24 protein-coding genes and 3 pseudogenes are annotated in these 26,962 nt (G+C 72.5%); 6 read left to right on the forward strand and 21 right to left on the reverse strand.

What is annotated here, in order from left to right:
• Nucleotides 1–243: 243 nt before the first annotated feature.
• Nucleotides 244–1,953, reverse strand: a complete 1,710-nt coding sequence (locus D9753_RS14020; RefSeq protein ID WP_121787331.1) for a glycerol-3-phosphate dehydrogenase/oxidase — start codon at nucleotides 1,951–1,953, stop codon at nucleotides 244–246.
• A 283-nt stretch (nucleotides 1,954–2,236) separates the two neighbouring features.
• Between D9753_RS14020 and D9753_RS14025 the strand changes: the two genes are divergently transcribed.
• Entirely contained in the window at nucleotides 2,237–3,445 is a 1,209-nt protein-coding gene (locus D9753_RS14025) for a nucleotide sugar dehydrogenase (RefSeq protein WP_121787332.1), read from the forward strand.
• A 136-nt stretch (nucleotides 3,446–3,581) separates the two neighbouring features.
• Here D9753_RS14025 and D9753_RS14030 read toward each other — a convergent pair whose 3' ends face one another.
• The 4 genes from D9753_RS14030 to D9753_RS14045 form a co-directional block, all read right to left on the reverse strand.
• Nucleotides 3,582–4,706: a GuaB3 family IMP dehydrogenase-related protein gene (locus tag D9753_RS14030; protein WP_121787333.1), complete on the reverse strand. Its 1,125-nt coding sequence runs from the start codon at nucleotides 4,704–4,706 to the stop codon at nucleotides 3,582–3,584.
• Between the two features lie 137 nt (nucleotides 4,707–4,843).
• Nucleotides 4,844–6,352, reverse strand: a complete 1,509-nt coding sequence (gene guaB / locus D9753_RS14035; RefSeq protein ID WP_121787334.1) for an IMP dehydrogenase — start codon at nucleotides 6,350–6,352, stop codon at nucleotides 4,844–4,846.
• Between the two features lie 163 nt (nucleotides 6,353–6,515).
• Nucleotides 6,516–7,103, reverse strand: coding sequence for a sigma-70 family RNA polymerase sigma factor (locus D9753_RS14040; protein ID WP_121787335.1), 588 nt, complete (start codon nucleotides 7,101–7,103; stop codon nucleotides 6,516–6,518).
• Nucleotides 7,104–7,973: 870 nt separating this feature from the next.
• On the reverse strand, nucleotides 7,974–8,585 hold the full coding sequence (locus D9753_RS14045) for a response regulator transcription factor (protein WP_003948568.1): 612 nt from the start codon (nucleotides 8,583–8,585) through the stop codon (nucleotides 7,974–7,976).
• 380 nt (nucleotides 8,586–8,965) lie between these two features.
• Between D9753_RS14045 and D9753_RS14050 the strand changes: the two genes are divergently transcribed.
• Nucleotides 8,966–9,295, forward strand: coding sequence for a WhiB family transcriptional regulator (locus D9753_RS14050; protein ID WP_121787336.1), 330 nt, complete (start codon nucleotides 8,966–8,968; stop codon nucleotides 9,293–9,295).
• A gap of 202 nt (nucleotides 9,296–9,497) precedes the next feature.
• Here the strand turns inward: D9753_RS14050 and D9753_RS14055 are convergent, their stop codons facing one another.
• Nucleotides 9,498–10,406: a LysR family transcriptional regulator gene (locus D9753_RS14055; RefSeq protein WP_121787337.1), complete on the reverse strand. Its 909-nt coding sequence runs from the start codon at nucleotides 10,404–10,406 to the stop codon at nucleotides 9,498–9,500.
• An 81-nt stretch (nucleotides 10,407–10,487) separates the two neighbouring features.
• Here D9753_RS14055 and D9753_RS14060 point away from each other — a divergent pair, with 81 nt between their 5' ends.
• The gene (locus D9753_RS14060) at nucleotides 10,488–11,156 is read left to right on the forward strand and encodes an MOSC domain-containing protein (protein WP_121787338.1); all 669 of its coding nucleotides are present in this window, start codon (nucleotides 10,488–10,490) and stop codon (nucleotides 11,154–11,156) included.
• A 51-nt stretch (nucleotides 11,157–11,207) separates the two neighbouring features.
• A complete protein-coding gene (locus D9753_RS14065; RefSeq protein ID WP_121787339.1) occupies nucleotides 11,208–11,981 on the forward strand; it encodes an SDR family NAD(P)-dependent oxidoreductase in 774 nt (257 codons plus the stop codon).
• Between the two features lie 305 nt (nucleotides 11,982–12,286).
• On the opposite strand, the gene groL is transcribed toward D9753_RS14065, so the two are convergent.
• From groL to D9753_RS14085, 4 genes are all read right to left on the reverse strand, one after another.
• Nucleotides 12,287–13,915: a chaperonin GroEL gene (gene groL, locus D9753_RS14070; RefSeq protein ID WP_121787340.1), complete on the reverse strand. Its 1,629-nt coding sequence runs from the start codon at nucleotides 13,913–13,915 to the stop codon at nucleotides 12,287–12,289.
• Nucleotides 13,916–14,035: 120 nt separating this feature from the next.
• Nucleotides 14,036–14,344, reverse strand: a complete 309-nt coding sequence (gene groES / locus D9753_RS14075) for a co-chaperone GroES (RefSeq protein ID WP_066995800.1) — start codon at nucleotides 14,342–14,344, stop codon at nucleotides 14,036–14,038.
• Nucleotides 14,345–14,617: 273 nt separating this feature from the next.
• Entirely contained in the window at nucleotides 14,618–15,427 is an 810-nt protein-coding gene (locus tag D9753_RS14080; protein WP_121787341.1) for a polysaccharide deacetylase family protein, read from the reverse strand.
• Complete coding sequence (locus tag D9753_RS14085) at nucleotides 15,424–16,350, reverse strand: polysaccharide deacetylase family protein (RefSeq protein WP_121791063.1); 927 nt, start codon at nucleotides 16,348–16,350, stop codon at nucleotides 15,424–15,426. Before D9753_RS14085 ends, D9753_RS14080 begins: the two co-directional genes overlap by 4 nt.
• 90 nt (nucleotides 16,351–16,440) lie before the next feature.
• Here D9753_RS14085 and D9753_RS14090 point away from each other — a divergent pair, with 90 nt between their 5' ends.
• Nucleotides 16,441–17,604 carry a class I SAM-dependent methyltransferase gene (locus D9753_RS14090; RefSeq protein ID WP_163010700.1) on the forward strand — a complete coding sequence of 388 codons (1,164 nt, stop codon included), beginning with the start codon at nucleotides 16,441–16,443 and terminating at the stop codon, nucleotides 17,602–17,604.
• 16 nt (nucleotides 17,605–17,620) lie between these two features.
• On the opposite strand, the pseudogene D9753_RS14095 reads toward D9753_RS14090, so the two are convergent.
• From D9753_RS14095 to tsaB, 11 genes and pseudogenes are all read right to left on the reverse strand, one after another.
• Nucleotides 17,621–18,450 (reverse strand): annotated as a pseudogene (locus D9753_RS14095) (IS5 family transposase).
• 128 nt (nucleotides 18,451–18,578) lie between these two features.
• A pseudogene (locus D9753_RS14100) lies at nucleotides 18,579–18,812 on the reverse strand (LCP family protein); the annotation flags it as partial.
• 73 nt (nucleotides 18,813–18,885) lie between these two features.
• Entirely contained in the window at nucleotides 18,886–20,244 is a 1,359-nt protein-coding gene (locus D9753_RS14105; RefSeq protein WP_121787343.1) for an endo-1,4-beta-xylanase, read from the reverse strand.
• A 90-nt stretch (nucleotides 20,245–20,334) separates the two neighbouring features.
• Entirely contained in the window at nucleotides 20,335–21,366 is a 1,032-nt protein-coding gene (locus tag D9753_RS14110; RefSeq protein ID WP_121787344.1) for a LacI family DNA-binding transcriptional regulator, read from the reverse strand.
• Nucleotides 21,367–21,507: 141 nt separating this feature from the next.
• On the reverse strand, nucleotides 21,508–22,407 hold the full coding sequence (locus D9753_RS14115) for an NAD-dependent protein deacetylase (protein ID WP_121787345.1): 900 nt from the start codon (nucleotides 22,405–22,407) through the stop codon (nucleotides 21,508–21,510).
• Between the two features lie 71 nt (nucleotides 22,408–22,478).
• The gene (locus D9753_RS38690; protein WP_276209434.1) at nucleotides 22,479–22,748 is read right to left on the reverse strand and encodes a poly-gamma-glutamate hydrolase family protein; all 270 of its coding nucleotides are present in this window, start codon (nucleotides 22,746–22,748) and stop codon (nucleotides 22,479–22,481) included.
• A 92-nt stretch (nucleotides 22,749–22,840) separates the two neighbouring features.
• Nucleotides 22,841–23,398, reverse strand: a pseudogene (locus tag D9753_RS38695) (poly-gamma-glutamate hydrolase family protein); the annotation flags it as partial.
• A gap of 284 nt (nucleotides 23,399–23,682) precedes the next feature.
• Entirely contained in the window at nucleotides 23,683–23,940 is a 258-nt protein-coding gene (locus D9753_RS14130; protein ID WP_121787346.1) for a hypothetical protein, read from the reverse strand.
• A complete protein-coding gene (gene tsaD, locus D9753_RS14135) occupies nucleotides 23,937–25,022 on the reverse strand; it encodes a tRNA (adenosine(37)-N6)-threonylcarbamoyltransferase complex transferase subunit TsaD (protein ID WP_121787347.1) in 1,086 nt (361 codons plus the stop codon). The genes D9753_RS14130 and tsaD overlap by 4 nt, the downstream gene beginning before the upstream one ends.
• Nucleotides 25,015–25,512 (reverse strand): ribosomal protein S18-alanine N-acetyltransferase, encoded by a 498-nt coding sequence (gene rimI, locus D9753_RS14140; RefSeq protein ID WP_163010937.1) that lies wholly within the window; start codon nucleotides 25,510–25,512, stop codon nucleotides 25,015–25,017. Before rimI ends, tsaD begins: the two co-directional genes overlap by 8 nt.
• Before the next feature lie 29 nt (nucleotides 25,513–25,541).
• Entirely contained in the window at nucleotides 25,542–26,198 is a 657-nt protein-coding gene (tsaB, locus tag D9753_RS14145) for a tRNA (adenosine(37)-N6)-threonylcarbamoyltransferase complex dimerization subunit type 1 TsaB (protein WP_121787349.1), read from the reverse strand.
• A gap of 113 nt (nucleotides 26,199–26,311) precedes the next feature.
• On the opposite strand from tsaB, the gene D9753_RS14150 reads away from it, so the two are divergent.
• Nucleotides 26,312–26,872: a hypothetical protein gene (locus D9753_RS14150; protein WP_121787350.1), complete on the forward strand. Its 561-nt coding sequence runs from the start codon at nucleotides 26,312–26,314 to the stop codon at nucleotides 26,870–26,872.
• Nucleotides 26,873–26,962 lie beyond the last annotated feature (90 nt).

Below are 26,962 nucleotides of genomic sequence, written 5' to 3' on the forward strand. Positions count from 1 at the left end.
GCCGCCCGTCGCGCTTCAGCTCCGACCACGTCCACCGAGCCGGCCACGTCCACCGAACCGGACCCGCACCCGGCCGGCGCGGGCGAGCCGGTGACATGCCGGCCCACCCGGACCGCTGCCACGCGGCCCGCTCACGGGCGGATTCCGCCCTCACACCCGGTAGAACGAGCCGCTTCCGAACGCAGATCCCGGTTCACGCGACTCGTTCGGGTGAAAGCCCCCCGGCCGGGGCGCCGGCAGGGCTCAGGTGAGCGGCACGATGTCCGGTGCTCCCAGCCGGGCCGCGTCCGCCGTCTGGTCGTCCGGCTGGAGCTGGGACTCCCGTTCGGCCTCCACGCGCTTCTCGTAGTGCTCGACCTCGCGCTCGATCCGGTCCCGGTCCCAGCCGAGGACCGGTGCCATCAGCTCGGCCGCCTCCCGGGCGCTGCGCGTGCCCCGGTCGAACGTCTCGATGGAGATGCGGGTGCGGCGGGTGAGGACGTCGTCCAGGTGCCGGGCGCCCTCGTGCGAGGCGGCGTACACCACCTCGGCGCGCAGGTAGTCGTCGGCGGCCCTCAGCGGCTCACCGAGCGCCGGATCGGCGGTGATGAGGTCCAGGACCTCCTCGGCCATCGAGCCGTAACGATTCAGCAGGTGTTCCACGCGGACCACGTGCAGTCCGGCGCGGGCGGCGATGCGCGCTCGCGCGTTCCACAGCGCCTGGTAGCCCTCCGCGCCCAGCAGCGGGGTCTCCTCCGTCACGCAGTCGGCGACGCGCGCGTCGAGACCGTGCACGGCCTCGTCGACGGCGTCCTTCGCCATCACCCGGTACGTCGTGTACTTGCCGCCCGCCACGACCACGAGCCCCGGTGCCGGGTGGGCGACCGTGTGCTCGCGGGACAGCTTGCTGGTGGCGTCGGACTCGCCGGCCAGCAGCGGGCGCAACCCGGCGTACACGCCCTGCACGTCGTCGCGGGACAGCGGCACGGCGAGCACGGAGTTGACGTGTTCCAGCAGGTAGTCGATGTCGGCGCTGGACGCGGCCGGGTGGGCCTTGTCCAGGTCCCAGCCGGTGTCGGTGGTGCCGACGATCCAGTGCCGGCCCCAGGGGATGACGAACAGGACGGACTTCTCGGTGCGCAGGATCAGGCCGGTGGTGGAGTGGATGCGGTCCTTGGGGACGACCAGGTGGATGCCCTTGGAGGCGCGGACGTGGAACTGGCCGCGCTCGCCCACCATGCCCTGGGTGTCGTCGGTCCACACGCCGGTGGCGTTGACGACCTGCCGGGCCCGGATCTCGTACTCCCCGCCGGTCTCCACGTCCCGCACCCGGGCGCCGACGACGCGTTCGCCCTCGCGCAGGAACCCGGTCACGCGCGCACGGTTGGCCACCTTCGCGCCGTACGACGCCGCCGTGCGCACCAGGGTGGCCACGAAGCGGGCGTCGTCGACCTGGGCGTCGTAGTACTGGAGGGCGCCGACGAGGGCGTCCTTGCGCAGGCAGGGGGCGACGCGCAGGGCGTGACGGCGGCTCAGGTGGCGGTGCACGGGCAGGCCCCGGCCGTGGCCGCGGGCCATGGACATCGCGTCGTAGAGCGCGACGCCCGAGCCGGCGTACAGCCGTTCCCAGCCCTTGTGCTGGAGGGGGTAGAGGAACGGCACCGGTTTGACCAGGTGCGGGGCGAGCCGCTCCAGGAGCAGGCCGCGCTCCTTGAGGGCCTCGCGGACGAGCGCGAAGTCGAGCATCTCCAGATAGCGCAGGCCGCCGTGGATCAGCTTGCTGGACCGGCTGGACGTGCCGGACGCCCAGTCGCGGGCCTCGACCAGGCCGGTGGACAGGCCGCGGGTGACGGCGTCCAGCGCGGTGCCGGCGCCGACCACTCCGCCGCCGATCACCAGGACGTCCAGCTCGCGCTCCGCCATCGCCGCCAGTGCCTCGGCGCGCTGCGCCGGCCCCAGAGTCGTTGTCCTCACCGCTGCCTCCCGATGTCGCAAGACGTACTCACGTCGGCCGCACCCGGCGGGCGAAGCCCGGTTTCATCCCCTCCTCATGCCCAAATTCTGACCGCGCCGTCCGACTTCGGCCACCACGTACTGACACCCTGTGGACAACTCACGCAGAACCCCCGGAAGACACACGAACACAATCACACATAACGGTCATATGTGTACCTAGTCTGACAGTGCACTCGCTCGTCTTGTCCACAGCGGTTGCGTACCTGTTCCGCTTCGGCTACTGGGAAGGACGGCCCACGCCATGCCCGCAGACCTCGCCGTCATCGGACTCGGCCCCTACGGCTTGCCGCTCGCCCAGGCCGCCGTCGCCGCCGGCATCGCCACCATCGGCTACGCCACCGGCCCCGAGGCCGGCTCGCTCAGCCCGGCCGAGCTGCGCCGGATGCACGCCTCGGGCTTCCGGCCCGGCACCGACCCGGCCCAGCTCGGCCGGGTGCGCACAGCGGTGATCTGCGCGCCCACCCCGCGGGGCGCCGACGGCGGACTCGACCTCGGCCAGGTCGAGGGGGCGGCCCGCACCCTGGCCGGACAGCTCCGCCCGCACACCACGGTCATCCTGGAGTCGCCCGTGCTGCCGGGCACCACGGAGGATTTCCTGCGCCCGCTGCTGGAGAAGGGCTCGGGTCTGCGCGCCGGCCGTGACTTCCACCTCGCCTACTCCCCCAGCCGGGTCGACCCCGGCAACCGCGACCACACCCCCGCCGGCACGCCGAAGGTCATCGGCGGCCTCACCCCCGCCTGCACCGAGTCGGCCGCCGCGTTCTACGGCCGGCTCACCGACAAGGTCGTCCGCGCGCGCGGGCTGCGCGAGGCGGAGACGGTGCAGCTACTGGAGACCAACTACCGGCACGTCAACATCGCACTCGTCAACGAGATGGCCGTCCTCTGCCACGAGCTGGGCGTCGACCTGTGGGACGTCATCCGCTGCGCGGAGACCAAGCCCTTCGGCTTCCAGGCGTTCCGGCCCGGTCCGGGCGTCGGCGGGCACGGCGTCCCCCAGGACCTGACCGGCCACGCGACCCGCACCCTGCGCATGGTCGAACTGGCCCAGCAGGTCAACAACCGGATGCCCCGGTACGTCGTCCGGCGCGCCGCCACGCTCCTCAACGAGCACGGCAAGTCCGCGCGCGGCGCCCGCGTCCTGCTCCTCGGCGTCACCTACAAGCACGACCTCGCCGACCAGCAGGGCACACCGGCCCAGGAGATCGCCGTACGGCTGATGGAGCTGGGCGCGGCCGTCAGCTACCACGACCCGTACGTGCCCGCGTGGAGCGTCCTGGACCGCCCGGTCCCGCGCGTGGACTCCTTCTACGAAGCCGCCGCCGACGCCGACCTCACGATCCTGCTCCAGCAGCACCGCACCTACGACCTCCAGGGCCTGTCGGTGAAGGCGCAGCTCCTGCTGGACACGCGGGGCGCCACGCCCACAGGGGCGGCGCACCGGTTGTGAAGGGGCCCGTGCCCCGGAACGGCGGCCCGCCACCCGGCGGCCGGCCCGCGCGCCGGCCGGACGAACGCGAGGAGCCGGACGAACGCGAGGGGCCGGTCACCCGCCCGGGTGACCGGCCCCTCGCATGTCGCGGGAGTCAGCGGCGGTGCTGGGAGTCCGCCACCGTGACCTCGACCCGCTGGAACTCCTTCAGCTCGCTGTAGCCGGTGGTGGCCATGGCGCGGCGCAGGGCGCCGAAGAAGTTCATCGAGCCGTCGGGGATCCGGGACGGGCCGGTGAGGATCTCCTCGATCGTGCCGACCGTGCCGAGGTCGACCTTCTTGCCGCGGGGCAGTTCCTCGTTGACGGCCTCCATGCCCCAGTGGTGGCCCTTGCCGGGCGCGTCGGTGCCCCGGGCCAGTGGGGAGCCCATCATCACCGCGTCGGCGCCGCACGCGATCGCCTTGGGCAGGTCGCCGGACCAGCCGACTCCGCCGTCCGCGATCACGTGCACGTACCGGCCGCCGGACTCGTCCATGTAGTCACGGCGGGCCGCGGCCACGTCGGCGACGGCGGTGGCCAGCGGGACCTGGATGCCGAGGACGTTGCGCGTGGTGTGCGCGGCGCCGCCGCCGAAGCCGACCAGCACGCCGGCCGCGCCGGTGCGCATCAGGTGCAGCGCGGCGGTGTACGTGGCGCAGCCGCCGACGATCACCGGCACGTCCAGCTCGTAGATGAACTGCTTCAGGTTCAGCGGCTCGTGCGAGGACGACACGTGCTCCGCCGACACCGTCGTACCGCGGATGACGAAGATGTCCACGCCCGCGTCCACGACCGCCTTGGAGAACTGGGCGGTGCGCTGCGGGGAGAGCGCGGCGGCGGTGACCACACCGGAGTCGCGCACCTCCTTGATGCGGGCGCCGATCAGCTCCTCCTTGATGGGGGCCGAGTAGACCTCCTGGAGACGGCGGGTGGCCGTCTCGGCGTCCAGCTCGGCGATCTCGTCCAGCAGCGGCTGCGGGTCCTCGTAGCGGGTCCACAGCCCCTCGAGGTTCAGCACGCCGAGGCCGCCCAGCTCACCGATGCGGATCGCGGTGGCCGGGGAGACCACGGAGTCCATCGGGGCGGCCAGGAACGGCAGCTCGAAGCGGTAGGCGTCGATCTGCCAGGCGATCGAGACCTCCTTCGGGTCCCGCGTACGGCGGCTGGGGACGACGGCGATGTCGTCGAAGGCGTACGCCCGGCGGCCGCGCTTGCCGCGCCCGATCTCGATCTCAGTCACGTCTTGGGCCTTTCCCTGATGCGTTTCAGCGTCTTCCAGTATCGCCGACGGGCACGGCAACGGCGGCCCCGCGGGGTGCGGAGCCGCCGTCGACGGCCGTCACGCGCGCGTGCAGACGCGTGCGTACTGCCTGAGAGCTACCTCTTGCTGCTGTAGTTCGGCGCCTCGACCGTCATCTGGATGTCGTGCGGGTGGCTCTCCTTGAGACCCGCCGAGGTGATCCGCACGAACCGGCCGCCCGTCTGCAGCTCGGGCACGGTCCGGCCGCCGACGTAGAACATCGACTGGCGCAGGCCGCCGACCAACTGGTGGACGACGGAGGACAGCGGACCGCGGTAGGGCACCTGGCCCTCGATGCCCTCGGGGATCAACTGCTCGTCGGAGGCGACGCCCTCCTGGAAGTAGCGGTCCTTGGAGAACGACCTGCGCTCACCACGGGTCTGCATGGCGCCGAGCGAGCCCATGCCGCGGTACGACTTGAACTGCTTGCCGTTGATGAACAGCAGCTCGCCCGGGGACTCCTCGCAGCCCGCGAGCAGCGAGCCGAGCATGACCGTGTCGGCGCCCGCGACCAGGGCCTTGGCGATGTCGCCGGAGTACTGGAGGCCGCCGTCGCCGATCACCGGGACACCGGCGTCCTTGGCGGCCAGCGCGGCCTCGTAGATGGCGGTGACCTGCGGGACGCCGACACCGGCGACCACACGGGTCGTACAGATGGAGCCGGGTCCGACGCCGACCTTGATGCCGTCGGCGCCCGCGTCGACCAGGGCCTGCGCGCCGTCGCGCGTGGCGACGTTGCCGCCGATCACGTCGACGCCGGCGGAGTTCGACTTGATCTTGGCGATCATGTCGCCGACCAGCCGGGAGTGGCCGTGCGCGGTGTCCACGACGATGAAGTCGGCACCCGCCTCGATCAGGGCCTGGGCGCGCTCGTAGGCGTCACCGGCCACGCCGACCGCCGCGCCGACGAGCAGGCGGCCCTCGGCGTCCTTGGCGGCGTTCGGGTACTTCTCCGCCTTGACGAAGTCCTTGACGGTGATCAGGCCCTTGAGGGCGCCCTCGTCGTCGACCAGCGGCAGCTTCTCGATCTTGTGCTTGCGCAGCAGCTCCATGGCCTCGGGGCCGGAGATGCCGACCTTGCCGGTGACCAGCGGCATCGGGGTCATGACCTCGTGCACGCGGCGGCTGCGGTCACTCTCGAACGCCATGTCGCGGTTGGTGACGATGCCGAGGAGCTTCTTGTCCCCGTCGGTCACCGGCACACCGCTGATGCGGAACTTCGCGCACAGCGCGTCCGCCTCGGCGAGGGTGGCCTCCGGGTGGATGGTGATCGGGTCGGTCACCATGCCGGACTCGGAGCGCTTCACCAGGTCGACCTGGTTGGCCTGGTCCTCGATGGACAGGTTGCGGTGCAGGACGCCGACGCCGCCCTGGCGGGCCATCGCGATCGCCATGCGGGCCTCGGTCACCTTGTCCATGGCGGCGGACAGCAGCGGGATGTTGACCCGCACGTTCTTGGAGACGTACGAGGCGGTGTCGATCTCGTCGGGTGCCATGTCCGACGAGCCCGGCAGCAGCAGCACGTCGTCGTAGGTCAGCCCGAGTGTCGCGAATTTTCCGGGCACTCCGTCGACGTTGGCAGTCATGACACCTTCCCCAAATGGCCTTGCTCGGTGCGGATGTCCATGCTAACGGGAAGCGTCGCTAGCAAATTCCACGATACGAGGTCGCTTCAGGCTTCGTATGTTCGTACGGAACCAGCGGCGCGCCTGTTCAACGACGGGCCACGGAGGCCCCGCACAGGGGGGATCACTGTTCGGCGAGCGCCCGCAGCCGGCTCAGGGCCCGGTGCTGGGCCACGCGGACCGCACCGGGTGACATTCCCAACATCTGCCCCGTCTCCTCCGCGGTCAAGCCCACGGCGATGCGCAGCAGGAGCAGTTCACGCTGGTTCTCGGGGAGGTTGGCCAGCAGTTTCTTCGCCCACTCGGCGTCGCTGCTGAGCAGGGCGCGCTCCTCGGGGCCGAGGGAGTCGTCGGGCCGCTCGGGCATCTCGTCGGACGGCACCGCGGTCGATCCCGGGTGGCGCATGGCCGCCCGCTGGAGGTCGGCGACCTTGTGGGAGGCGATGGCGAAGACGAACGCCTCGAAGGGGCGGCCGGTGTCGCGGTAGCGGGGCAGGGCGAGGAGGACGGCCACACAGACCTCCTGCGCGAGGTCCTCCACGAAGTGGCGCGCGTCGCCGGGGAGCCGGGACAGCCGGGTGCGGCAGTAGCGCAGCGCCAGCGGGTGCACATGGGCGAGCAGGTCGTGCGTGGCCTGCGCGTCGCCGTCGACGGCCCGGTGCACGAGCGCACCGATCGCCCCGTGGGCCGTGCCCGCCTCGTCGTCGCGCATCGGTCCATGGTGCCTTGCGGCCGTCCGGTCCGTCGCATCCTGTCCGTGGTTGTGCACCGAAGCGTTATGAGCAGGTGCGCCGGCACTCATTCCCTGCGCCCTCCCCTTCCGCTCGACCGACTCGTCCCCGAGAGACTCCACACCTCAAGGATGCGGCATCCGCGCCGAAACGAGCAGCGCGCGTCCGGCGGGTCGCCTTGCACCTCGCCTGTCGGCAGGTGGGGCGGGCTGGTGTTCCGGGGCGCGTACGCCCGGAGCGCGTAACCCCGGAGCGCGCGCCGGAGGCGGTTGCCGCCGGCGCGCCCCTGCGGGCACCGACACCGCGGGGCGCGCTCGGGCCGGACCCCGGAAGCGGCAGCACGGAACTGCGTTACCCCGGGAAACCATACGGGCACGGACACCGGGCGCCCACCAGGCCGGGCGCGGAACGCGGTCCCGGGCTGGACGCGGGACGCGGTCCCGGGCTGGACGCGGGACGCGGTCCCGCCCTACGACCGGGCCGGGCGGGAACCCGGAACGGCCGTGCGGACGCGGCGTCCGGGAGACCCGGGGACGGCTGCGTGCGCCGGACCCGCCGAGGCCGCACGGCGCCCTCGCCCCACACGGGACTGCGAAAAAAGTCACGGCGGCCGGAGGCGGCCTCCGGCGCCCCACCGCACCCCGCGAGCCGCCCGTACCGACCCGACACCTGAACGGCACCGCTTCCGCATCTCCGGACGGCACCGCTTCCGCTTCTCCCGGCGGCACCTTCGCCGTCGGGTCGGCCGGTCGGCGAGGGAACCGTAAGGGGGAACGGGAGCGGGGCGGGGGGCGGGGCACTGCCGGGCGGGGCCCGGCGGACGGAAGGTGCCCCGCGGGGTCGCTCACCCGCTACCGGACCAGTCCCCAGCGGAAGCCGAGGGCCACCGCGTGGGCCCGGTCGGAGGCGCCGAGCTTCTTGAACAGACGCCGGGCGTGGGTCTTCACGGTGTCCTCGGAGAGGAACAGCTCACGGCCGATCTCGGCGTTGGAGCGGCCGTGGCTCATGCCCTCCAGCACCTGGATCTCGCGCGCGGTGAGCGTGGGCGCGGCGCCCATCTCGGCCGAGCGCAGGCGGCGCGGGGCGAGTCGCCAGGTGGGGTCGGCGAGGGCCTGGGTGACCGTGGCCCGCAGTTCCGCGCGGGACGCGTCCTTGTGCAGATAGCCCCGCGCGCCCGCGGCGACCGCCAGGGCCACGCCGTCGAGGTCCTCGGCGACGGTGAGCATGATGATGCGCGCGCCCGGGTCGGCGGACAGCAGACGGCGCACGGTCTCTACGCCGCCCAGGCCGGGCATGCGCACATCCATGAGGATGAGATCGGAGCGGTCGGCGCCCCAGCGGCGGAGGACTTCCTCGCCGTTGGCCGCCGTCGTCACGCGCTCGACACCGGGCACGGTCGCGACCGCGCGGCGGAGCGCCTCTCGGGCAAGCGGGGAGTCGTCGCAGACGAGGACGGATGTCATGACCGCCCTCCGCAGCTGATGCGCGTCACCTTGAGCCTCCAGGCTGGTACGGAATCGTCACCTGTGCGGTCGACCGTCTCGGACGCCTGCCCGAGCGCTTGTTTCTTCAACCGCCTCCGCCCTCTCAACGACGGTCACTCGAAAGAGTTACGGGGCCGGGTGCCGTCTTCGGCACTCTATGTGAGGGCGTCGACACGGTGCAGACATGGCCGTCGGACTCTCACCTTTTCATCACGTCTATGACCCATTCGTCCCCTTTTCTTCCCGTTTCGTAGTGTCCGGGGCTAGATTCGCAATGAGTCATATTTTCATCTCCTTAGACCGGAGACGTACGGTCGTAGGCACCGTTTCCGCCCAGAACGGCTACAAGGGGTCACGTAATGGCAGATTTCTCCCGCCTTCCCGGACCGAACGCGGACCTGTGGGACTGGCAGCTACTGGCTGCCTGTCGGGGCGTGGACAGCTCGCTCTTCTTCCACCCCGAGGGCGAGCGCGGGGCGGCTCGGAGTGCTCGCGAGAACTCGGCCAAGGAGGTCTGCATGAGATGCCCGGTCCGTGCGCAGTGCGCCGCGCACGCACTGGCGGTGCGCGAGCCGTACGGCGTCTGGGGCGGCCTGACCGAGGACGAGCGCGAAGAGTTGATGGGGCGGGCCCGCAACCGCCTGGTGTCGGCGTCGACCACCAGCGGCGACACCACCCCTGAGCACTGAAGGAACGTTTCTGCAAAGATTCGCACCCCACCCCTCGGCGGGCACGCGAGCGTGCCCTCGACGCCGCCGGGCAGCTCCTGGACGCGGGCGAGGCCAGGACGCGCCCGGCTGTCCGCACCGCGCCTGCCGCGCCCGGTGACCGGGCCGAGTGGGCGGCGCCCGGCCAGCGCCGTACCGACCGCGTCCGATCGTCGGCGCCGCGTCAGCCGCGTCCGGTCGTCCGGGCCGCGCGGGCCAGTTGTTCCAGCGTCGCCGCCACGGCCGGCACCTGTGCCAGGTCGGGCAGGGTGAGCGCGACGATCTCCCGCCGTACCGCCGGTTCCAGCCGTACCGTCCGCACGCCCCTCGGCCGTACCGACTCCACCGCGAGCTGCGGCAGTACGGCGACCCCCAGACCCGCGCCGACCAGGCCGACCACCGCCGGGTAGTCGTCGGTGGCGAAGTCGATCCGCGGGGTGAAGCCCTCCTTCTCGCACACCGCGACCAGTTGGCCGCGACAGCGCGGGCAGCCCGCGATCCAGGGCTCGGCGGCCAGCTCTCCGATGGCGACGGCGTCCGCGCGCGCGAGCCGGTGCCGTTCGGGCACCAGGGCGACCAGCCGGTCCGTCAGCAGGGGCCGTACGACGAGGTCGTCCCAGTCCTCGGCAACCGCCGCGCCCTCGTAACGGAAGGCCAGGGCCAGGTCGCAGTCCCCCTCGCGCAGCAGTTCGACGGACCTCGGGGGTTCGGCCTCCTCCAGGGAGACGCGGGTGCCGGGATGGGCGGCGCGCAGGGCGGCCAAGGCCGTCGGGACCAGCGTGGAGCTGCCGCTGGGGAAGGAGACCAGCCGGACCCGGCCCGCGCGCAGACCGGCGATGGCGGCGACCTCCTCCTCGGCCGCGGTGAGCCCGGCGAGGATGCCGGCGGCGTGCCGCACGAGGGCCTCGCCCGCCTGGGTGAGACGCATCTCCCGGCCCGCGCGGACCAGCAGCGGGGTGCCGACGGAGGTTTCCAGGGCCTTCATCTGCTGGCTGACGGCCGGCTGGGTGCAGCCCAGTTGGCGCCCCGCCGCGGAGAAGGAACCGGTGGTGGCGACGGCGCGCAGAACGCGGAGATGACGGGCCTCGATCACCCCAGGAGCATAAGACAGCCTTGGACGAGACGTCCGATCACGCGTCGGTACTTTGGGTCCCGGTCCCGTACCGTGCGGGGAATGAAGGTTCTCTCGGTGAATGTGGGCCGCCCCCGGCGCGTGCCCTACACGGGTCAGCCGGACGGGCTGACCGGTATCGACAAGCGGCCGGCCGACGGGCCGGTGCGGGTGGCGGCGCCCGGGCCCAAGGGGACCGGCGGGAGCGGGCTCGCCGGGGACGCGGTGTGCGAACGGCGCTTCCACGGCGGGGACGACCAGGCGGTGTACGCGTTCGCCCGCGAGGACCTCGACGCGTGGGAGCGCGAACTCGGCCGGCCTCTGGCCAACGGCTGTTTCGGGGAGAACCTGACGACGGACGGCCTGGAGGTCTCCGGGGCGCTGATCGGCGAGCGCTGGCGGATCGGCCCCACGGTGGTGCTGGAGGTGACCTCGGGCCGTGTTCCGTGCCGTACGTTCCAGGGCCATCTGGGCGAGCGCGGCTGGGTCAGGAGGTTCACACAGAAGGGCGCATCGGGTGCCTACCTCCGGGTGATCGAGCCGGGTGAGATCCAGGCGGGCGACGCCGTGGAGATCGTGTACCGGCCGGACCACGGGGTGACGGCGGCGTTGCAGTTCCGCGCGATCACCACCGACCGGGACCTGCTGCCGGAGCTGCTCGCCGCGGGCGACGCGCTGCACCCGGAGGCGCGGGCGGCGGCCCGCGCGTACCTGGCCGCGCGGACCGGCTGACGGGCCGTCGCCGCAGCGGACTCCGCGGGTCCGGGTCACTACGCTTGGGCCATGACAACGGCTCTGATTACGGGATCGACCGCGGGAATCGGTGCCGCGTTCGCGCGGCGGCTCGCGGCTGACGGGCACGACCTCGTCCTGGTGGCCCGGGACACCGGGCGGCTGCGCGAGCAGGCGACCGAACTGCACGACCGGCACGGCATCGAGGTGGAGGTGCTGACCGCCGACCTGTCCGAGGACAAGGGCATCGAGGCGGTCGCCGACCGGCTCGGCGACCGCAAGAACCCGGTCGACCTGCTGGTGAACAACGCCGGCTTCGGCAACAAGGGCCGCTATCTGGACGTGCCCATGCCGGACGAGCTGATGATGCTCAAGGTGCACTGCGAGGCGGTGCTCCGGCTGACGTCGGCGGCGGCCGGGGCGATGCGGGAGCGGGGCCGGGGCGGCGTGGTGAACGTCGCCTCCGTGGCCGCCTTCGTCCCGCGCGGCACGTACGGCGCGTCCAAGGCGTGGGTCGTGCAGTTCACCCAGGGCGCGGCGAAGGACCTGGCCGGCAGCGGGGTCCGGCTGATGGCGCTCTGCCCGGGCTTCGTGCGCACCGAGTTCCACCAGCGGGCCGGCATGGGCACGGACAACATCCCGGGCTGGATGTGGCTGGATGCCGACAAGCTGGTCGCGGCGGCCCTGACCGACCTCGCGCGGGGGAAGACGGTGTCCGTCCCGGATCCCCGGTACAAGGCGCTGATGGGGCTGGTGAAGGTGACGCCGCGCGCACTGCTGGGCGGGATCAGCTCGAAGACCGGACGCAGGTACGGGCCGCAGTAGCGGACGGGGGACGCCACCGGCCTGGTGTCCCGGTTTCCCCGTGTTCCGCCGGCCCGATGTTCCGGCGGCCCGGATCCACAGTCTTCCGCCGGCCCGGATTCATGGTCTCGCGGCGGCCCGGCGGCCGGCCGGGGCCGTCCGGACGCGTCGCGGCTCGTGGCACCGGTGGAGTTGCCGCTCGGGAGAGAAGCCCGGCGAGCGCGCGTGACACCGCCGGGCCGGACGCGGCCGGGCCTGCGCGCCGTGGACAGGGCGAAGGCCCGGTCCCCTGCCGGGACCGGGCCTTCACTCGGGCGCTTGCTCGCTCAGTGCGAGTGGCCGTGGCTGTGGCCGTGGCCCGCGGCCTCAGGCTCCTCTTCCTTCTTCTCGACGACCAGGGTCTCGGTCGTGAGCAGCAGGGAGGCGATGGAGGCGGCGTTCTCCAGGGCGGAGCGGGTGACCTTCACCGGGTCGATGACGCCGGCCTTGATCAGGTCGCCGTACTCGCCGGTGGCGGCGTTGTAGCCCTGTCCCGGCTCCAGGTCCTTGACCTTGGAGACGATGACGTAGCCCTCCTGGCCGGCGTTCTCGCCGATCCAGCGCAGCGGCTCGACCACGGCGTTGCGGACCACGGCGACACCGGTGGCCTCGTCGCCGGTCTTGTCCAGGTTGCCGGCCAGGACCTTGGAGGCGTGCACCAGGGCGGAGCCGCCGCCGGAGACGATGCCCTCCTCGACCGCGGCGCGGGTCGCGGAGATGGCGTCCTCCAGGCGGTGCTTCTTCTCCTTCAGCTCCACCTCGGTGGCGGCGCCGACCTTGATCACGCACACGCCGCCGGCCAGCTTCGCGAGGCGCTCCTGGAGCTTCTCGCGGTCCCAGTCGGAGTCGGTGTTCTCGATCTCGGCCTTGATCTGCGCGACGCGGCCGTGCACGTCCTCGGTCTTGCCGGCGCCGTCGACGATCGTGGTGTCGTCCTTGGTGACGGTGATGCGGCGGGCCGAGCCCAGCACGTCGATGCCGACCTGGTCGAGCTTGAGGCCGACCTCCTCGGAGATGACGGTGCCGCCGGTGAGGGTGGCGATGTCCTGGAGCATGGCCTTGCGGCGGTCGCCGAAGCCGGGGGCCTTCACCGCGACGGCGTTGAAGGTGCCGCGGATCTTGTTGACGACCAGGGTCGACAGGGCCTCGCCCTCGACGTCCTCGGCGATGATGAGCAGCGGCCTGGAGGCACCGGCCTGGATGACCTTCTCCAGCAGCGGCAGGAGGTCGGCGATGGCGGCGATCTTGCCCTGGTGGATGAGGACGTACGGGTCCTCCAGGACGGCCTCCATGCGCTCCTGGTCCGTCACGAAGTACGGCGACAGGTAGCCCTTGTCGAAGGCCATGCCCTCGGTGAAGTCCAGCTCCAGACCGAAGGTGTTGGACTCCTCGACGGTGATGACACCGTCCTTGCCGACCTTGTCCATGGCCTCGGCGATCAGCTCGCCGACCTGCTGGTCCTGGGCGGACAGCCCGGCGACGGCGGCGATGTCGGACTTCTCGTCGATCGGGCGCGCCGTGGCGAGCAGCTCGTCGGAGACGGCCTTGACCGCGGCGTCGATGCCCTTCTTCAGGGCAGCCGGGGAAGCGCCGGCGGCGACGTTCTTCAGGCCCTCGCGCACCAGCGCCTGGGCGAGCACGGTGGCGGTGGTGGTGCCGTCACCAGCGATGTCGTTGGTCTTGGTCGCCACCTCCTTCACCAACTGGGCGCCGAGGTTCTCGTACGGGTCCTCGAGCTCGACCTCGCGGGCGATCGTGACACCGTCGTTGGTGATGGTGGGGGCGCCGAACTTCTTGTCGATGACGACGTTGCGGCCGCGGGGGCCGATCGTCACCTTCACCGTGTCGGCAAGCTTGTTGACGCCGCGCTCGAGGGCGCGACGGGCGTCCTCGTCGAACTTCAGGATCTTCGCCATGACAGCGGGAGCCCTCTCCGAAAGTGTGGGTGAAAAGAGACTGCGCCCCGGACGCCCGGCTTCTTATCGATTCGCGGGGGCCAGGGGCGCAGCTCAGAGCAGCGAAGTGCTTGAGGTGAATTACTTCTCGATGATCGCGAGAACGTCGCGAGCCGAGAGGACGAGGTACTCGTCGCCGTTGTACTTCACCTCGGTGCCGCCGTACTTGCTGTAGAGGACGACGTCACCGACCTTGACGTCGAGCGGCAGGCGCTCGCCGTTCTCGAACCGGCCCGGGCCCACGGCGAGGACGGCGCCCTCCTGGGGCTTCTCCTTCGCGGTGTCCGGGATGACCAGGCCAGAGGCCGTGGTCTGCTCGGCGTCGAGCGGCTGGACCACAATGCGGTCCTCGAGCGGCTTGATGGCAACCTTGGAGCTGGTGGTCGTCACGATCCGACCTCCCCCTTCGGAGATCTCACGGGGTTAACTGTCTGAGGTGGCGACCAGGTCGATCCGTCGTCGCGGGTGCCGGACCTGCCCGTCGCTTTGTTGGCACTCTCGACTGCCGAGTGCCAGGGCCGAGACTATGACCGTGATTAGCACTCGGTCAAGCGGAGTGCCAATGCGCGCGGCGCGTCGCCCCGATCCGGGGGTGCCGGAGCGTCCCGCGCGGGCGGCCGGGGCCGCCCGTGCCGGGGGCCTCCGGGTCCACCCGGTCCGCCTCTACAGGTAGTCCTCGAGGCGTCCGACGGTCAGCCCGTGCTCCTGCGCGTGGCGCAGGACCCGCGCCGTGCGTTCGCGCAAGGACAGGCCCGTCGACTCGTCCGGGCCCACCAGGACGATGTCGCCGGGGCGCAGCCGGTGGGGGCCGTGGGTGTAGACGAGGCCGGCCGGGGTCAGGGCGGCGCGCCACAGGGCGACCGCCGTGATGCCGCAGTCCGCCGCCGCGCGCAGGGTGGTGGTGTCGTACGAGCCGTAGGGCGGCCGGAAGAGGCGCGGGCGGACGCCGAGGCGGGCGCGGAGCCGGTGCTGCTGGCCGCAGATCTCGGCGCGCTGGGAGGCGTACGGCGTGCCGGCCGACGCCCGGTGGCCGAGGGTGCGGTTCTCGATGCCGGCGCCGAGCGCGCGCAGCCGGGCGAAGTGGCGGTAGCCGGGGCCGGCGACGCTGTCGGTGAGGAACATGCTGACCGGCAGCCGCAGGTCGCGGACCATGTCGAGGAAACTGGGATCCTGTTCGGCGCCGTCGTCGTAGGTGAGGAAGACGACCCGGTCGCGGGTGGGGACGTGGTCGGCCACCGGGGGCAGGGCGTGTGCCCCCGGGTGTGCGGTCAGCGGCCGGGCGGTGTGCAGCGGGGAGCGGGCGAGCGGTTCGGTCAGCCCCCAGCGGCGGTAGCCGCGGTCGGGGGCCCGGCCGTGCGGGCGCACCCCTTCGGCCGCCTTCTTGCCGAGCCGCTCGATGGGGTCGACGGACGGGGCGCAGCCCGTCAGGAGCAGGGCCGCGGCGAGGACCGCGGCCGGGCCCCGCGGCCTCACAGGTAGTCCTCCAGGCGGGCCACGGCGTAGCCCTCGCGCGTGACCTTGTCCAGGAAGCGGCGCATGTCGTCCACCATCGTGCCGTTCCAGTCGTCCCGGCCGCGGAAGTGGGTGAGGACGATGTCGCCGGGGTGCAGGCTGCGGTCCCACTCGCGGTACTCCCAGTGGTCCACGAAGACCTCTTCGTCCCAGATGGGCGCGTATCTGATCCCGCAGGCCCTGGCGGCGCGCAGGGTGTCGCCGTTGTAGTTGCCGTACGGCGGCCGGAAGACGGTGGGCGCCTTGCCGAACTGCTTCTTCATGATGTCCTGCATGCCGCAGATCTCGTGCTTCTGCTCGTCGTAGGACAGTCCGGGCAGGTAGGGGTGGGTCAGGGTGTGGTTGTTGAGGGTCACGCCCCGCGCCTGCATCCTGCGGAAGTAGCCGTAGTCCTCCTTGACGAGGTAGTCACTGAGGAAGGCGGTGTACGGGATCTTCAGCTCGCTCATCATCCGCAGGAACGCGGGGTCCTTCTCCGCGCCGTCGTCAATGGTGAGGAAGACGACCTTCTGCCGGGTGGGGATGGTCGTGAAGACCGGCGGGAGCCCCTCCTCCTCCTGCCCGTCCACCTCGAAGCCGTCCCGGGCGGTGATCTCGGGTTTCCTGGCGGGCGGGGCCGGGGGTGCGAGCGGGGCGCGGTCCAGGCCCCAGCGGTGGGCGGCGGCGGCCAGCCGGGCGTGTTCGGCGGCCTGGCGGGCGTGTTCCGCGGCCCGGCGGGTCTGCGGGTCGGGGGCGCGGGCGGGGCCGCCCCGGCCGGTGGCCGGTTCGGTGCGGTCGGCGCAGCCGGTGAGGAGGGCGGCGGCGGCCAGCGCGAGAGCTGCGCAGCGGACGGCCACCGGCACGCCCGATGCCTGACTTTTGTCATTTTGTACTACTACTCGCATGGTGTCGGATCCTCCCAGGCCCGGGCGTCCGCACCGGGCCGACACCGCCGCCGGGCGCGCACCATCCACCGACTGGCCCACAATGACCCGGTGAACGACCTCGCTCTGCTCCTCACCCCCGAAGGCCGCGCCCTCCTCGACGAGGTCCGCGACACCGCCCCGGCGGACGAACTCGCCGTCGCCACCCGGCTGCGCCGCGACCACCCCGCCGAGCTGGTGTCGGCCGCGCTCGGCCAGGCCCGGCTGCGGCAGCGGGCGGCGGCCAAGTTCGGGACCGAGGACGCCGGGCGGATGTTCTTCACGGCGAACGGGGTCGAGCAGTCGACGCGGACCGCCGTGGCGGCGTACCGGGCGCAGCGGTTCCGGGACCTCGGCGTCACGTCCGTCGCCGACCTGTGCTGCGGGATCGGCGGTGACGCGATCGCGCTCGCGCGGGCCGGGATCCGGGTACTGGCCGTGGACCGGGATCCGCTGACCGCGGCGGCGGCCCGCGCGAACGCCGAGGCGCTGGGGCTCGCCGGGCTGATCGAGGTACGGGAGGCGGACGTCACGGAGGTCGACGTCACCGGTTACGACGCGGTGTTCGTGGACCCGGCCCGGCGGGGCGGACGCGGCCGGATCTTCGACCCGGAGGCGTACTCGCCGCCGCTGTCCTGGGCGGTACGTACCGCCGCCGGCGCACCGCGCGCCGCGCTGAAGATCGCCCCGGGCATCCCGCACGAGGCGGTGCCCGACGCCGCCGAGGCCGAGTGGGTCTCCGACGGGGGTGACGTGAAGGAGGCGGTGCTGTGGTTCGGGACCGGGACGCCGGGTGCCGTGCGGGCCACGCTGCTGCCGGGCCCGCGCACGCTGGCCGGCCGGGGTCTGCCCGATCCCGGGGTGCGGCCGGTGGGGCGGTACCTGTACGAGCCGGACGGTGCCGTGATCCGCGCCCACCTGGTCGCGGAGGTGGCCGAGGAGATCGGCGGCGGCCTCGTGGACCCGACCATCGCCTACGTCACCGCCGACGAGCTGCGGCCCACGCCGTACGCCTCCGCCTACGAGATCACCGACCGGCTCCCGTTCAACGTCAAGAAGCTGAGGGCGCTGCTGCGCGAGCGCGGCGTCGGCACGCTGACCGTGAAGAAGCGCGGCTCGGCCGTCGAGCCGGAGGAACTGCGCCGGAAGGTGAGACCGCAGGGGCCGAACGCGGCGACGGTGTTCCTCACCCGCGTCGCCGGCGCCCCGACGATGCTGATCGGCGGACCGGTCTAGGAGTTGTCTTCAAATGTCACGCCCACATCAACAGCGATGCGAGGGTGACGGCTGCTTGGTAGGACTCGGCGGTCTTGTCGTAGCGGGTCGCGATACCGCGCCACTGTTTCAGGCGGTTGAAGCACCGTTCCACCACGTTGCGCCGCTTGTAGAGCTGCTTGTCGAAGACCGGCGGGCGCCCGCCCCGGCTGCCGCGGCGGTGCCGGTTGCGGACCTGGTCGGCCCGCTCGGGGATGGTGTGGCTGATACCCCGGCGTCGCAGCCAAGTCCGGATGGCCCGCGAGCTGTAGCCCTTGTCGCCCAGGACATGGGAGGGCCGCACGCGTGGCCGTCCCGAGCCTAGGCGGGGCACCCGTATCGCCTCCATCACGGCGGTGAACTGGGTGCAGTCGTTGGTGTTCCCGCCCGTGATCGTGAAGGCGAGCGGGCGGCCCAATGCGTCACAGGCCAGGTGAATCTTGCTGGTCAGGCCGCCCCTGGAGCGTCCGAGGCCGGGGCTGCGGAGCCCCTTTTTCGGGCTCCGGCGGCGTGCTGGTGGGCGCGGACAACGGTGGAGTCGACCGACACCAGCCAGTCGATGTCCCCGGCCGCATCTGCCTGTGCCTGGGCGGCACGGAGCATCCGCTCGAAGGTGCCGTCCAGCGCCCAGCGGCGGAAGCGGGTGTGCAGCGTGGCCCACGGACCGTACCGCTCGGGCACATCCCTCCAGGCGGTGCCGGTCCGGAACTTCCACACGATCCCGTTGAGCACGGTGCGGTCGTCCAACCGCTTCCGCCCCCGCAAGGGCTCCGGCAGCAGCGGCCGGACGAACTCCCACTCGGCGTCCGACAGTTCATGGCGACGTATCACCCCACCATGATCCACCACTCAAGATCTTTTGAAGACACGACCTAGGTATATCGCCCTGACGGGCCGGTCCCCCGGGTGGGTGACCGGCCCCTCGCGTTCGTCCGGCACCCGCGCGGGCCCGACCGCGTGGCCGAGGCGGCGGCGGCCGGGGTGGTCACCGGGCGGGCGGGCCGGTCGTCGCCGAGCGCGCTGTCGATGTCGACGCCGCGGATGTTGCCGTTCAGATGCCAGTAGGCCCACCCTGCCGCCGCGGCGCCCAGCACCAGGGCGCCCGCCAGGGCGAGGCCGGCGGTCTTCAGCACTACCGACCGCCGGCCCGCCGCTCCGGCCGTGTCGCCCCGCGCCTCGTGTCGCGTCACGACAGGAACGTACGTCCGAATTATGAACGGGATGTCAGCGAAGTCCGCACCCACCGGTTTTCTCGGGAGATTCTCATCCCAGGGTCACCGTCGGCACGGGATTGCCGCCGCTCCAGGAGGCGTTGAAGCCGAACGTCACCGAACCGCCGTCCGGAACGCCACCGTTGTAGGAGGCGTTGGCGCACGACACGGCCGTCCCCGACTGGGTGCACGTGGCGTTCCAGGCCTGGGTGATGCGCTGGCCCGCGCCGTAGTTCCAGTTCACCTTCCACGAGGACAGCGAGGCGCCGGAGCAGGAGATCTTCACCTGGCCGGTGAAGCCGTTGTTCCACTGGCTGGTGACGCTGTAGGCGGCGGTGCAGGCACCGGGGCCCGGCGGCGGGGTGGTGGTGGAGCCGCCGAGCGCCTGCGCGATGCCGTGGTACGCCGGTTTGGGCTGGTAGTTCTCGTCGTACGGTGTCGCCGCCCCGTAGCCCGGGAAGGTGCTCGGCACCCATGAGTCGGCGTCGGTGAAGCCCCAGACGGTGACGTTGACGCAGCGGGTCACCGTCGCGCACGCGGCCACGACGGACTTGAAGTCGGCCGCCTGCTGGGCGGGTTCCGTGCTGTCGGCCGGGAGCTGCATGCGGACGTCCAGCTCGGTGATCGCCACGTCGACGCCGAGGTCGGCGAAGCGCTGGATGTTCTGCTGGAGCGTCGAGGGCACCTGGCCGAGGATCAGATGCGCCTGGAGGCCGACGCCGCCGATCGGCACACCCTGCTCCTTGAGGGACCTGACCAGGTTGTACAGGGCGGTGGACTTCGCGTTGACGCCCTCGACGTTGTAGTCGTTGATGTACAGCTTGGCGTCCGGGTCGGCCGCGTGCGCCCAGGTCAGGGCGTTGGCGATGTAGCCGGAGCCCAGGCCGTTGTACCAGATGCCGGAGCGGTAGGTGCCGTCCTCGTTGAAGGGTTCGTTGACGACGTCCCAGGCGGCGACCTCGCCCTTGTAGCGGCCGACCTCGGTACTGATGTGGTTCTGGAGCAGGCTGCCGAGCTGGGCGGAGGTCCAGTTGCCGTTGGTGAGCCAGCCCGGATTCTGGCTGTGCCAGACCAGGGTGTGGCCGCGCACCTGCTGGTCGTGGGCCTGGGCGAAGGCCACGATCTGGTCGGCCTCGGTCCAGTTGAAGCTGCCCTGGGTGGGCTCGACGGTCTCCCACTTCATGGCGTTGCCGGGGGTGAGCGAACCGAACTGGCTTCCGGCGATGTCGCCGTAGGTCCCGGTGAGCCGGGAGCCGGTGACGGCGGTGCCGACGACCTTGCCCTTCGCCGCCGCGAGGTCGCGCAGCGGGGTGTCGGCGGCGTGCGCCGCGGGCGCCGTGAGCAGCAGCGCGGCGCCGGTCAGCAGGGATGCGAGGGATGCGAGGGGTAAACCGGTTCTCAGAGATCTCATGGCGGGTGCCTCCGAAAGTTTCGGTCGAACAACCGATTGACTCGGAGCAGTGTGGGGTGGCCCCCGGCACCCGTCAATACATCCGAGCCCTCAGAGCGCGGCGGGCGCCGCCGTGCTCGAACGCACCACCAGACTCGTCGCCAGCTCCACCCGGGTCGCCGCCCGCTCCCCCTCGGCGCGCCCCAGCTCCAGCACCAGCCGGGCCGCGGCCTCGGCCATCTCGGTCAGCGGCTGCCGTACGGTCGTCAGCGGCGGGCCCACCCAGCGGGCCACCGGCAGGTCGTCGAAGCCGACGACGCTCAGGTCCTCCGGGACGCGCAGCCCGAGTTCGCGGGCGGCCTCGTACAGGCCGAGCGCCTGGAGGTCGTTGCCCGCGAAGACGGCGGTCGGCCGGTCCGGGCGGCGCAGCAGCTCAAGGCCCAGGCGGTAGCCGGCGTCGTGGTGGAAGTCGCCGGTCACGACGAGCGAGGGGTCCACGGACACGCCGGCCGTCTCCAGGGCCGCCCGGTAGCCGTCGACCCGGGCCCGGCTGCACATCATCCGGGACGGACCGCTGATGGCGCCGATCCGGGTGTGGCCCAGTTCCACCAGGTGCCGGGTGGCGGCCAGACCGCCCTGCCAGTTGGTGGCGCCGATCGAGGGCACGTCCGGGCCCGGGTCGCCGGCCGGGTCCATCACCACGAACGGGATGGACCGGCTCGTCAGCAGCGCCCGCTGGGACTCGTCGAGCCCGGACAGCACCAGCACCACGCCGTGCGGGCGGCGGGCGGCCACCTGGTCGGCCCAGGTCCGGCCCGGGGTGAGCCGCCCGGCCGACTCGGACAGCACGACGCTCAGGCCCGTGTCCCGGGCCACGTTCTCCACGCCCCGGATGACCTCCATCGCCCAGGCGCTCTCCAGCTCGTGGAAGACGAGGTCGATCAGCGGCGACCGGGAGGCCTCGGCGCGCCGGCGCCGGTAGCCGTAGGCGCGCAGCAGGTCCTCGACGCGGGCGCGAGTGGCGGGGGCGACGTCGGCCCGGCCGTTGAGAACCTTCGAAACAGTCGGAGCGGACACCCCGGCCTCACGGGCGATCTCGGCGAGGGTCGCCGACTGCGTCTCTGCGGGCTTCGAAGGCTTCATGCCCGCGATCGTAACCCCCGGGCCCGTCGCGACGAAGGCCCGAGGCCGCTAGCGATCTCCGCAACATTCGCTGTCTGATCAGAAATATTCGACACTCCGGGGCGTCCGACGGGCCGCACCGCCGGCCTCGGCCGCTACGGTTCAGGCCGTCGTCCGGCCGTCGACGGGCAGGCCCAGCCGGCCGGCCACGGTGGTGAGGGCGGTTCCCAGGGGCAGTGCGACCCGGGTGAGGGCGTGCCGGTCCCCACGGGTCGCGTCCCGGTTGACGATCAGCACCGGCTTCCCGGCCCCGGCCGCCTGGCGGACGAACCGGAGCCCCGACATCACCGTGAGCGAGGATCCCAGGACCAGCAGCGAGGCCGCCGCCCGGACCAGCTCACGGCAGTGCTCCACCCGCCGCGGTGGAACCGCCTCGCCGAAGAACACCACGTCCGGTTTGAGGACGCCCCCGCAGACCGTGCAGGGCAGCACCCGGAAGTCGCCGACCTGTTCGTCGGTGAGGTCGGCGTCACCGTCCGGGTTGATCCCGGCGGCCACGGGCTCGAAGCCCGGGTTGGCCTCCTCCAGCCGCCGGGCGAGTTCGCGGCGCGGGCTGAGGGTGCCGCAGGAGAGGCAGACGACCCGGTCCAGGCTGCCGTGGAGTTCCACGACGCTCTCGCTGCCGGCGGCCTGGTGCAGGCCGTCGACGTTCTGGGTGATCACGCCCGAGAGCAGGCCGTGCCGCCCGAAGGCCGCCACGGCCCGGTGCCCGGCGTTGGGCCCGGCGCTGCCGAACGTGCGCCAGCCGAGGTGGCTGCGCGCCCAGTACCGGCGCCGGGCCCCGGCATCGGCGGTGAAGTCCTGGTAGGTCATCGGGGTGTGCCGGCTGAGGCTCCCGCCCTCGCCCCGGTAGTCGGGGATGCCCGACTCCGTGGAGATGCCGGCCCCGCTGAGCACCAGCACACGGCCCGCGCTCAGCGCGTCGGCGACCGGCTCCAGGTCCGTGGTGCCCGCGGGCAGGTCCTCGGCGGGCGTCCAGCTCAGAGTGGGGCGCATGCGCATGCCGCCAGGGTACGGAACGGACCGCCTCCACCCGCCGGGGTCGCGGACGGTGACGGACGCGGTGCGGTGGCCTAGAGGGAGTCGAGGCCCAGCTCGTGGTTCCTGATCGCCTCGCGCACGGCGCCCACGAAACCGTTCCAGAAGTGGTCGGCGTAGGGGCTGTCGGCGCTCGGCACACCGGCCGTCGTCCTGCGCTCGGCGGCGCCGGAGAAGTCACCGAACATCGCCCTGCGCAGCGCCGTGGACAGCTCCATCTGGGCGCCGGCGCCGGTCCGGGTGCGGTTGACGATGTTGGCCGGGTCGTCGCCGTTGACGGGGTCCGTGGCGCCCGCGAAGACCACGGTGACGTTCCGGTCGGCGTCGGTCGCCGGGGGGGCAGGCCGTACTTCGTGAAGGCCGCGAGCAGGTTGCGCTTGAGCCGCTCGTCCCGGCCGCCGATGATGATCTTCTTCGTGGCCGTGTCGTCGAAGCCGTGCAGGGAGACGGCGTACAGGTTCCCGGCGCAGACGGCGAGGGCGGCCGGGTCGTCGCAGTGGGTGGCGGTGACGTGCTGCGCGGCGGAGTCGGCCAGGGCCTCGAACATCCAGTAGTCGCGCTGCGGCTCTCCCGGCACCGCCGCGCCCGCCGGGTCGGTACCCGCGTCGAAGGGCGTGCAGCCGGCGACGGCCATGCACAGCTCGCTCGTGCCCGCCTCGATCCCGCCGCCGTGCGGCGCGATGACCGCCGTGCTGTTGACGGGGCTGCTCGTGCCGCGGACATTGTCCGTGACCTGCACCGGCGCCCCTATGCGGAACCGGCGCGACCAGTCGGTGCCCTCCTTGGCCGCGGTCCGGGTGTACAGCTCGGTGTTCGACCCGTACTGGTCGGCCGCCGCGGCCGGTGTGGCGCCGCCGCCCACCACGGCATCGAAGGTGGGCAGGCCCGCGGCCACGGCGGCGACGGCGGCGAGGACGGTGCGTCTGCTGCTCTTGTTCACAGGGCGATCCTGCATCACGTCCAGCCGACGGACCCCTGCGGGTTCCCCTGTGCATGACAATGGGTGCAGGACGTGGATTCCGTCGGCCGGGGAGGTGCCGTAACGCCGATACCCCGCCTCCGGGGACCCGGGGGCGGGGTATCGAGTGGAGCGCCGGGCAGGCCTTGCACCTGCATCTCCCCGCAGGAAGCGGGACGTCTTTCCTTGGACCACCAACGCACTGCGTCCGGGCCGGTGTTCCGGCCGTTCGCTGTGTGATGATCATAGCGCAGCCCGGCCGGAAGGATCAACCCGGCCGCTCAGCCGTCCGTCACCGCCTCGAACCGCCAGCGGTGCACGACGCGGGTCACCAGCTCCGCGTCCGGCTCGGGCAGTTCGGGCAGCGGCGCGTCGTACGGCGCGTCCCACCACGTGATGACCAGCACCCGGTCCTGCGGTGCGCGGAAGGTCTCGCGCCGCGCCGGCCCGGGGGTGAGGGCCTGTCCGCGGGCCCAGGCCAGCAGGTCCTCCCCGCGGCCCGCGGCGGCCCGCGCCTCCCACATCAGCGCGACGGTCACGAGTACAGGTTCTCCTTGCTGACCTCGTGCACGTGGTCGTGGCCCGGGACGTGCGGCTCGGTCACCGGCAGGGAGGAGTCGGCCGACAGGTCCCAGGCGGAGGGGACCCGGTTGCGGGCGACCATCTCGGCGCCGAGCGCGGCCACCATCGCGCCGTTGTCCGTGCACAGCTTGGGGCGGGGCACGCGCAGCCGGATGCCGGCCGCCTCGCAGCGTTCCAGGGCGAGGGCGCGCAGCCGGGAGTTGGCGGCCACGCCGCCGCCGATCATCAGGTGGTCGACCCCCTCGTCCTTGCAGGCGCGGACGGCCTTGCGGGTGAGGACGTCGACGACGGCCTCCTGGAAGGACGCGGCCACATCACGCACCGGGACGTCCTCACCGGCCGCGCGCCGGGCCTCGATCCAGCGGGCCACGGCGGTCTTCAGGCCCGAGAAGGAGAAGTCGTACGCCGGGTCGCGCGGGCCGGTCAGGCCGCGCGGGAAGGCGATGGCCCGCGGGTCGCCCTCCTTCGCGTACCGGTCGATGACCGGGCCGCCGGGGAAGCCCAGGTTCAGCACGCGGGCGATCTTGTCGAAGGCCTCGCCGGCCGCGTCGTCGATGGTCGCGCCCATCGGGCGGACGTCGGAGGTGATGTCCGAGGACAGCAGCAGCGAGGAGTGGCCGCCGGAGACCAGCAGGGCCATCGTCGGCTCGGGCAGCGGGCCGTGCTCTAGCTGGTCCACGCAGATGTGCGAGGCGAGGTGGTTGACGCCGTACAGGGGCTTGCCGAGGGCGTAGGCGTACGCCTTGGCCGCCGACACGCCGACGAGCAGCGCGCCCGCGAGCCCGGGTCCGGCGGTGACCGCGATGCCGTCGAGGTCGCGGGCGCGGACCCCCGCCTCCTTCAGCGCGCGGTCGATGGTGGGGACCATCGCCTCCAGGTGTGCCCGGGACGCCACCTCGGGCACGACGCCCCCGAAGCGGGCGTGCTCGTCGACGCTGGAGGCGACGGCGTCCGCCAGCAGGGTGGTGCCGCGGACGATGCCGACGCCGGTCTCGTCGCAGGAGGTCTCGATGCCGAGGACGAGTGGTTCGTCAGTCATTGATATCGGTTCCTTGTACGGGGGCGGAGCCCGCGGCGGGGCCGCTGCCGGGTTCCGTGGTCAGGCGCATCACCAGGGCGTCGACGTTGCCCGGCTGGTAGTAGCCGCGCCGGAAGCCGATGGGGGCGAAGCCGAAACGCTCGTAGAGCTGCTGGGCGCGGATGTTGTCGACCCGGCATTCGAGCATCACCTCGTGGCACTCGAACGCGGTCGCCGCGCGCAGCAGCTCGGTGAGCAGGCGGGCGCCGAGGCCGGTGCGCTGGTGGTCGCGGGCGACGGCGATGGTCTGGACGTCGGCCTGCTCGCCGGCGGCGACGAGACCTGCGTATCCGACGACGCGGCCGTCGGACTCGGCCACGAGGTAGCGCCGGGTGGCGTCCGGGCCCCGGGAGTGGGCCAGCTCGGACCAGAACATGCCCCGGGACCAGGCGTCCTCGGGGAAGAGGTCCTTCTCCAGCACCAGGACCGGGTCGATGTCCCACCAGCGCATCTCGCGCAGGACGGGGGCTGCCGGCTGTGTCACTTGGGGGTGACCACCTTGTAGTTCTTGGGGACCTGGGCGTCGGGCCGGCGCAGGTACAGCGGCCGGGGCGCGGGGAGTTCCTCGCCCGCGGCCAGCTTTCCTGCGGCCAGCGAGGCGAGGGAGGCGGCGGACACGTGCTCCGGCTCGCGGGCGTCCGGGAACGTGTCCGGGTAGAGCAGCGCGCCGGCGCCGACCGCCGGGAGCCCGGCGACCTGCCCGGCGATGTCGGCCGGGCGGTCGACGGCCGGGCCGGTCAGGCGGGTGCGGGGGTCGGCGTACGTGGCCCAGTAGACCTCCTTGCGCCGGGCGTCGGTCGCCACGACGAAGGGGCCCGTCTCGATGCCGGCGGCGTGGGCGAGGCCGTCGAGGGTGCACACGCCGTACACCGGGACGCCGAGCGCGAGACCGAAGGTGTCGGCGGTCATCAGGCCGACACGCAGACCGGTGTAGGGGCCGGGGCCGGTGCCGACGACGATCCCGGTGACCGCCTCCGGTTTCAGCCCGGCGCGGGTGAGTACGCGGTCGACGGCCGGCAGCAGCAGCTCTCCGTGCCGGCGCGCGTCCACCTGGCTCGACGAGGCGATGACGTCGGTGCCGTCGTGCAGCGCGACGGTGACGGCGGGTGTTGCGGTATCCAGAGCGAGCAAGAGCACGCGAACAGCCTACGGCGCCCGCGCCGCCCGCATGGCCGTCCGGGTCGTACGGTCACCGACTGCTACGGTCTGTACGAAGTACGACATATCAGATGAAACAGAGGTGGGCGCACGTGGCAGGGACCAGCTCGGGAGTCGTGGCCGTCCTCACCGCTGCGGCCGTCGGAGCGGTCGGATTCCTCGCCTACCGGGCCCAGGCGACCGTCCCCGCGTCCCTGGGGGGCACTCCCGCCGCGCACGCCTCCCCCTCGGCGTCCGCGTCCAAGGCGCCCCGGGACCGGCACAACCCGACCGCCCTGCCGAGCGCCTCCGGTACGGGTGAACGGGTGGTGTACTCGGTGGACGACGACCGGGTCTGGCTGGTCGGCGAGCGCGGCCGGATGCAGCGCACGTTCCCGGTGCGCCCCGGGAACGTGGATCCGCCCCCGGGCACCTACTGGGTGACCTCCCGCTCCCACGCGGTCACCGGGACCGACGGCCGGCCCGTCGAGCACGTGGTGCGCTTCACCAGCGTGCGGGGCGTGGCGATCGGGTTCAGCGCGGCGGTGGGCGACGGCACCGGCCCGACGCCCGACCCGGGCGTGCGGACGGGCGGGATCCGGGAGAACCGGGAGGACGGGGACGCGATGTGGCGGTTCGCGACGATCGGCGTACGCGTGGTCGTGATCCGCTAGCCGGCCCCGTGCGCCGGGGATGCCGTCCCTCGGCCGGTACCGGGCGAGGGAGACGGTGTCGCCCGGCGCGGTGGTTCCGACCCGCCCGGA

Origin of the sequence: Streptomyces dangxiongensis (genome assembly GCF_003675325.1) — a bacterium.
Taxonomy (GTDB): Bacteria; Actinomycetota; Actinomycetes; order Streptomycetales; family Streptomycetaceae; genus Streptomyces; species Streptomyces dangxiongensis.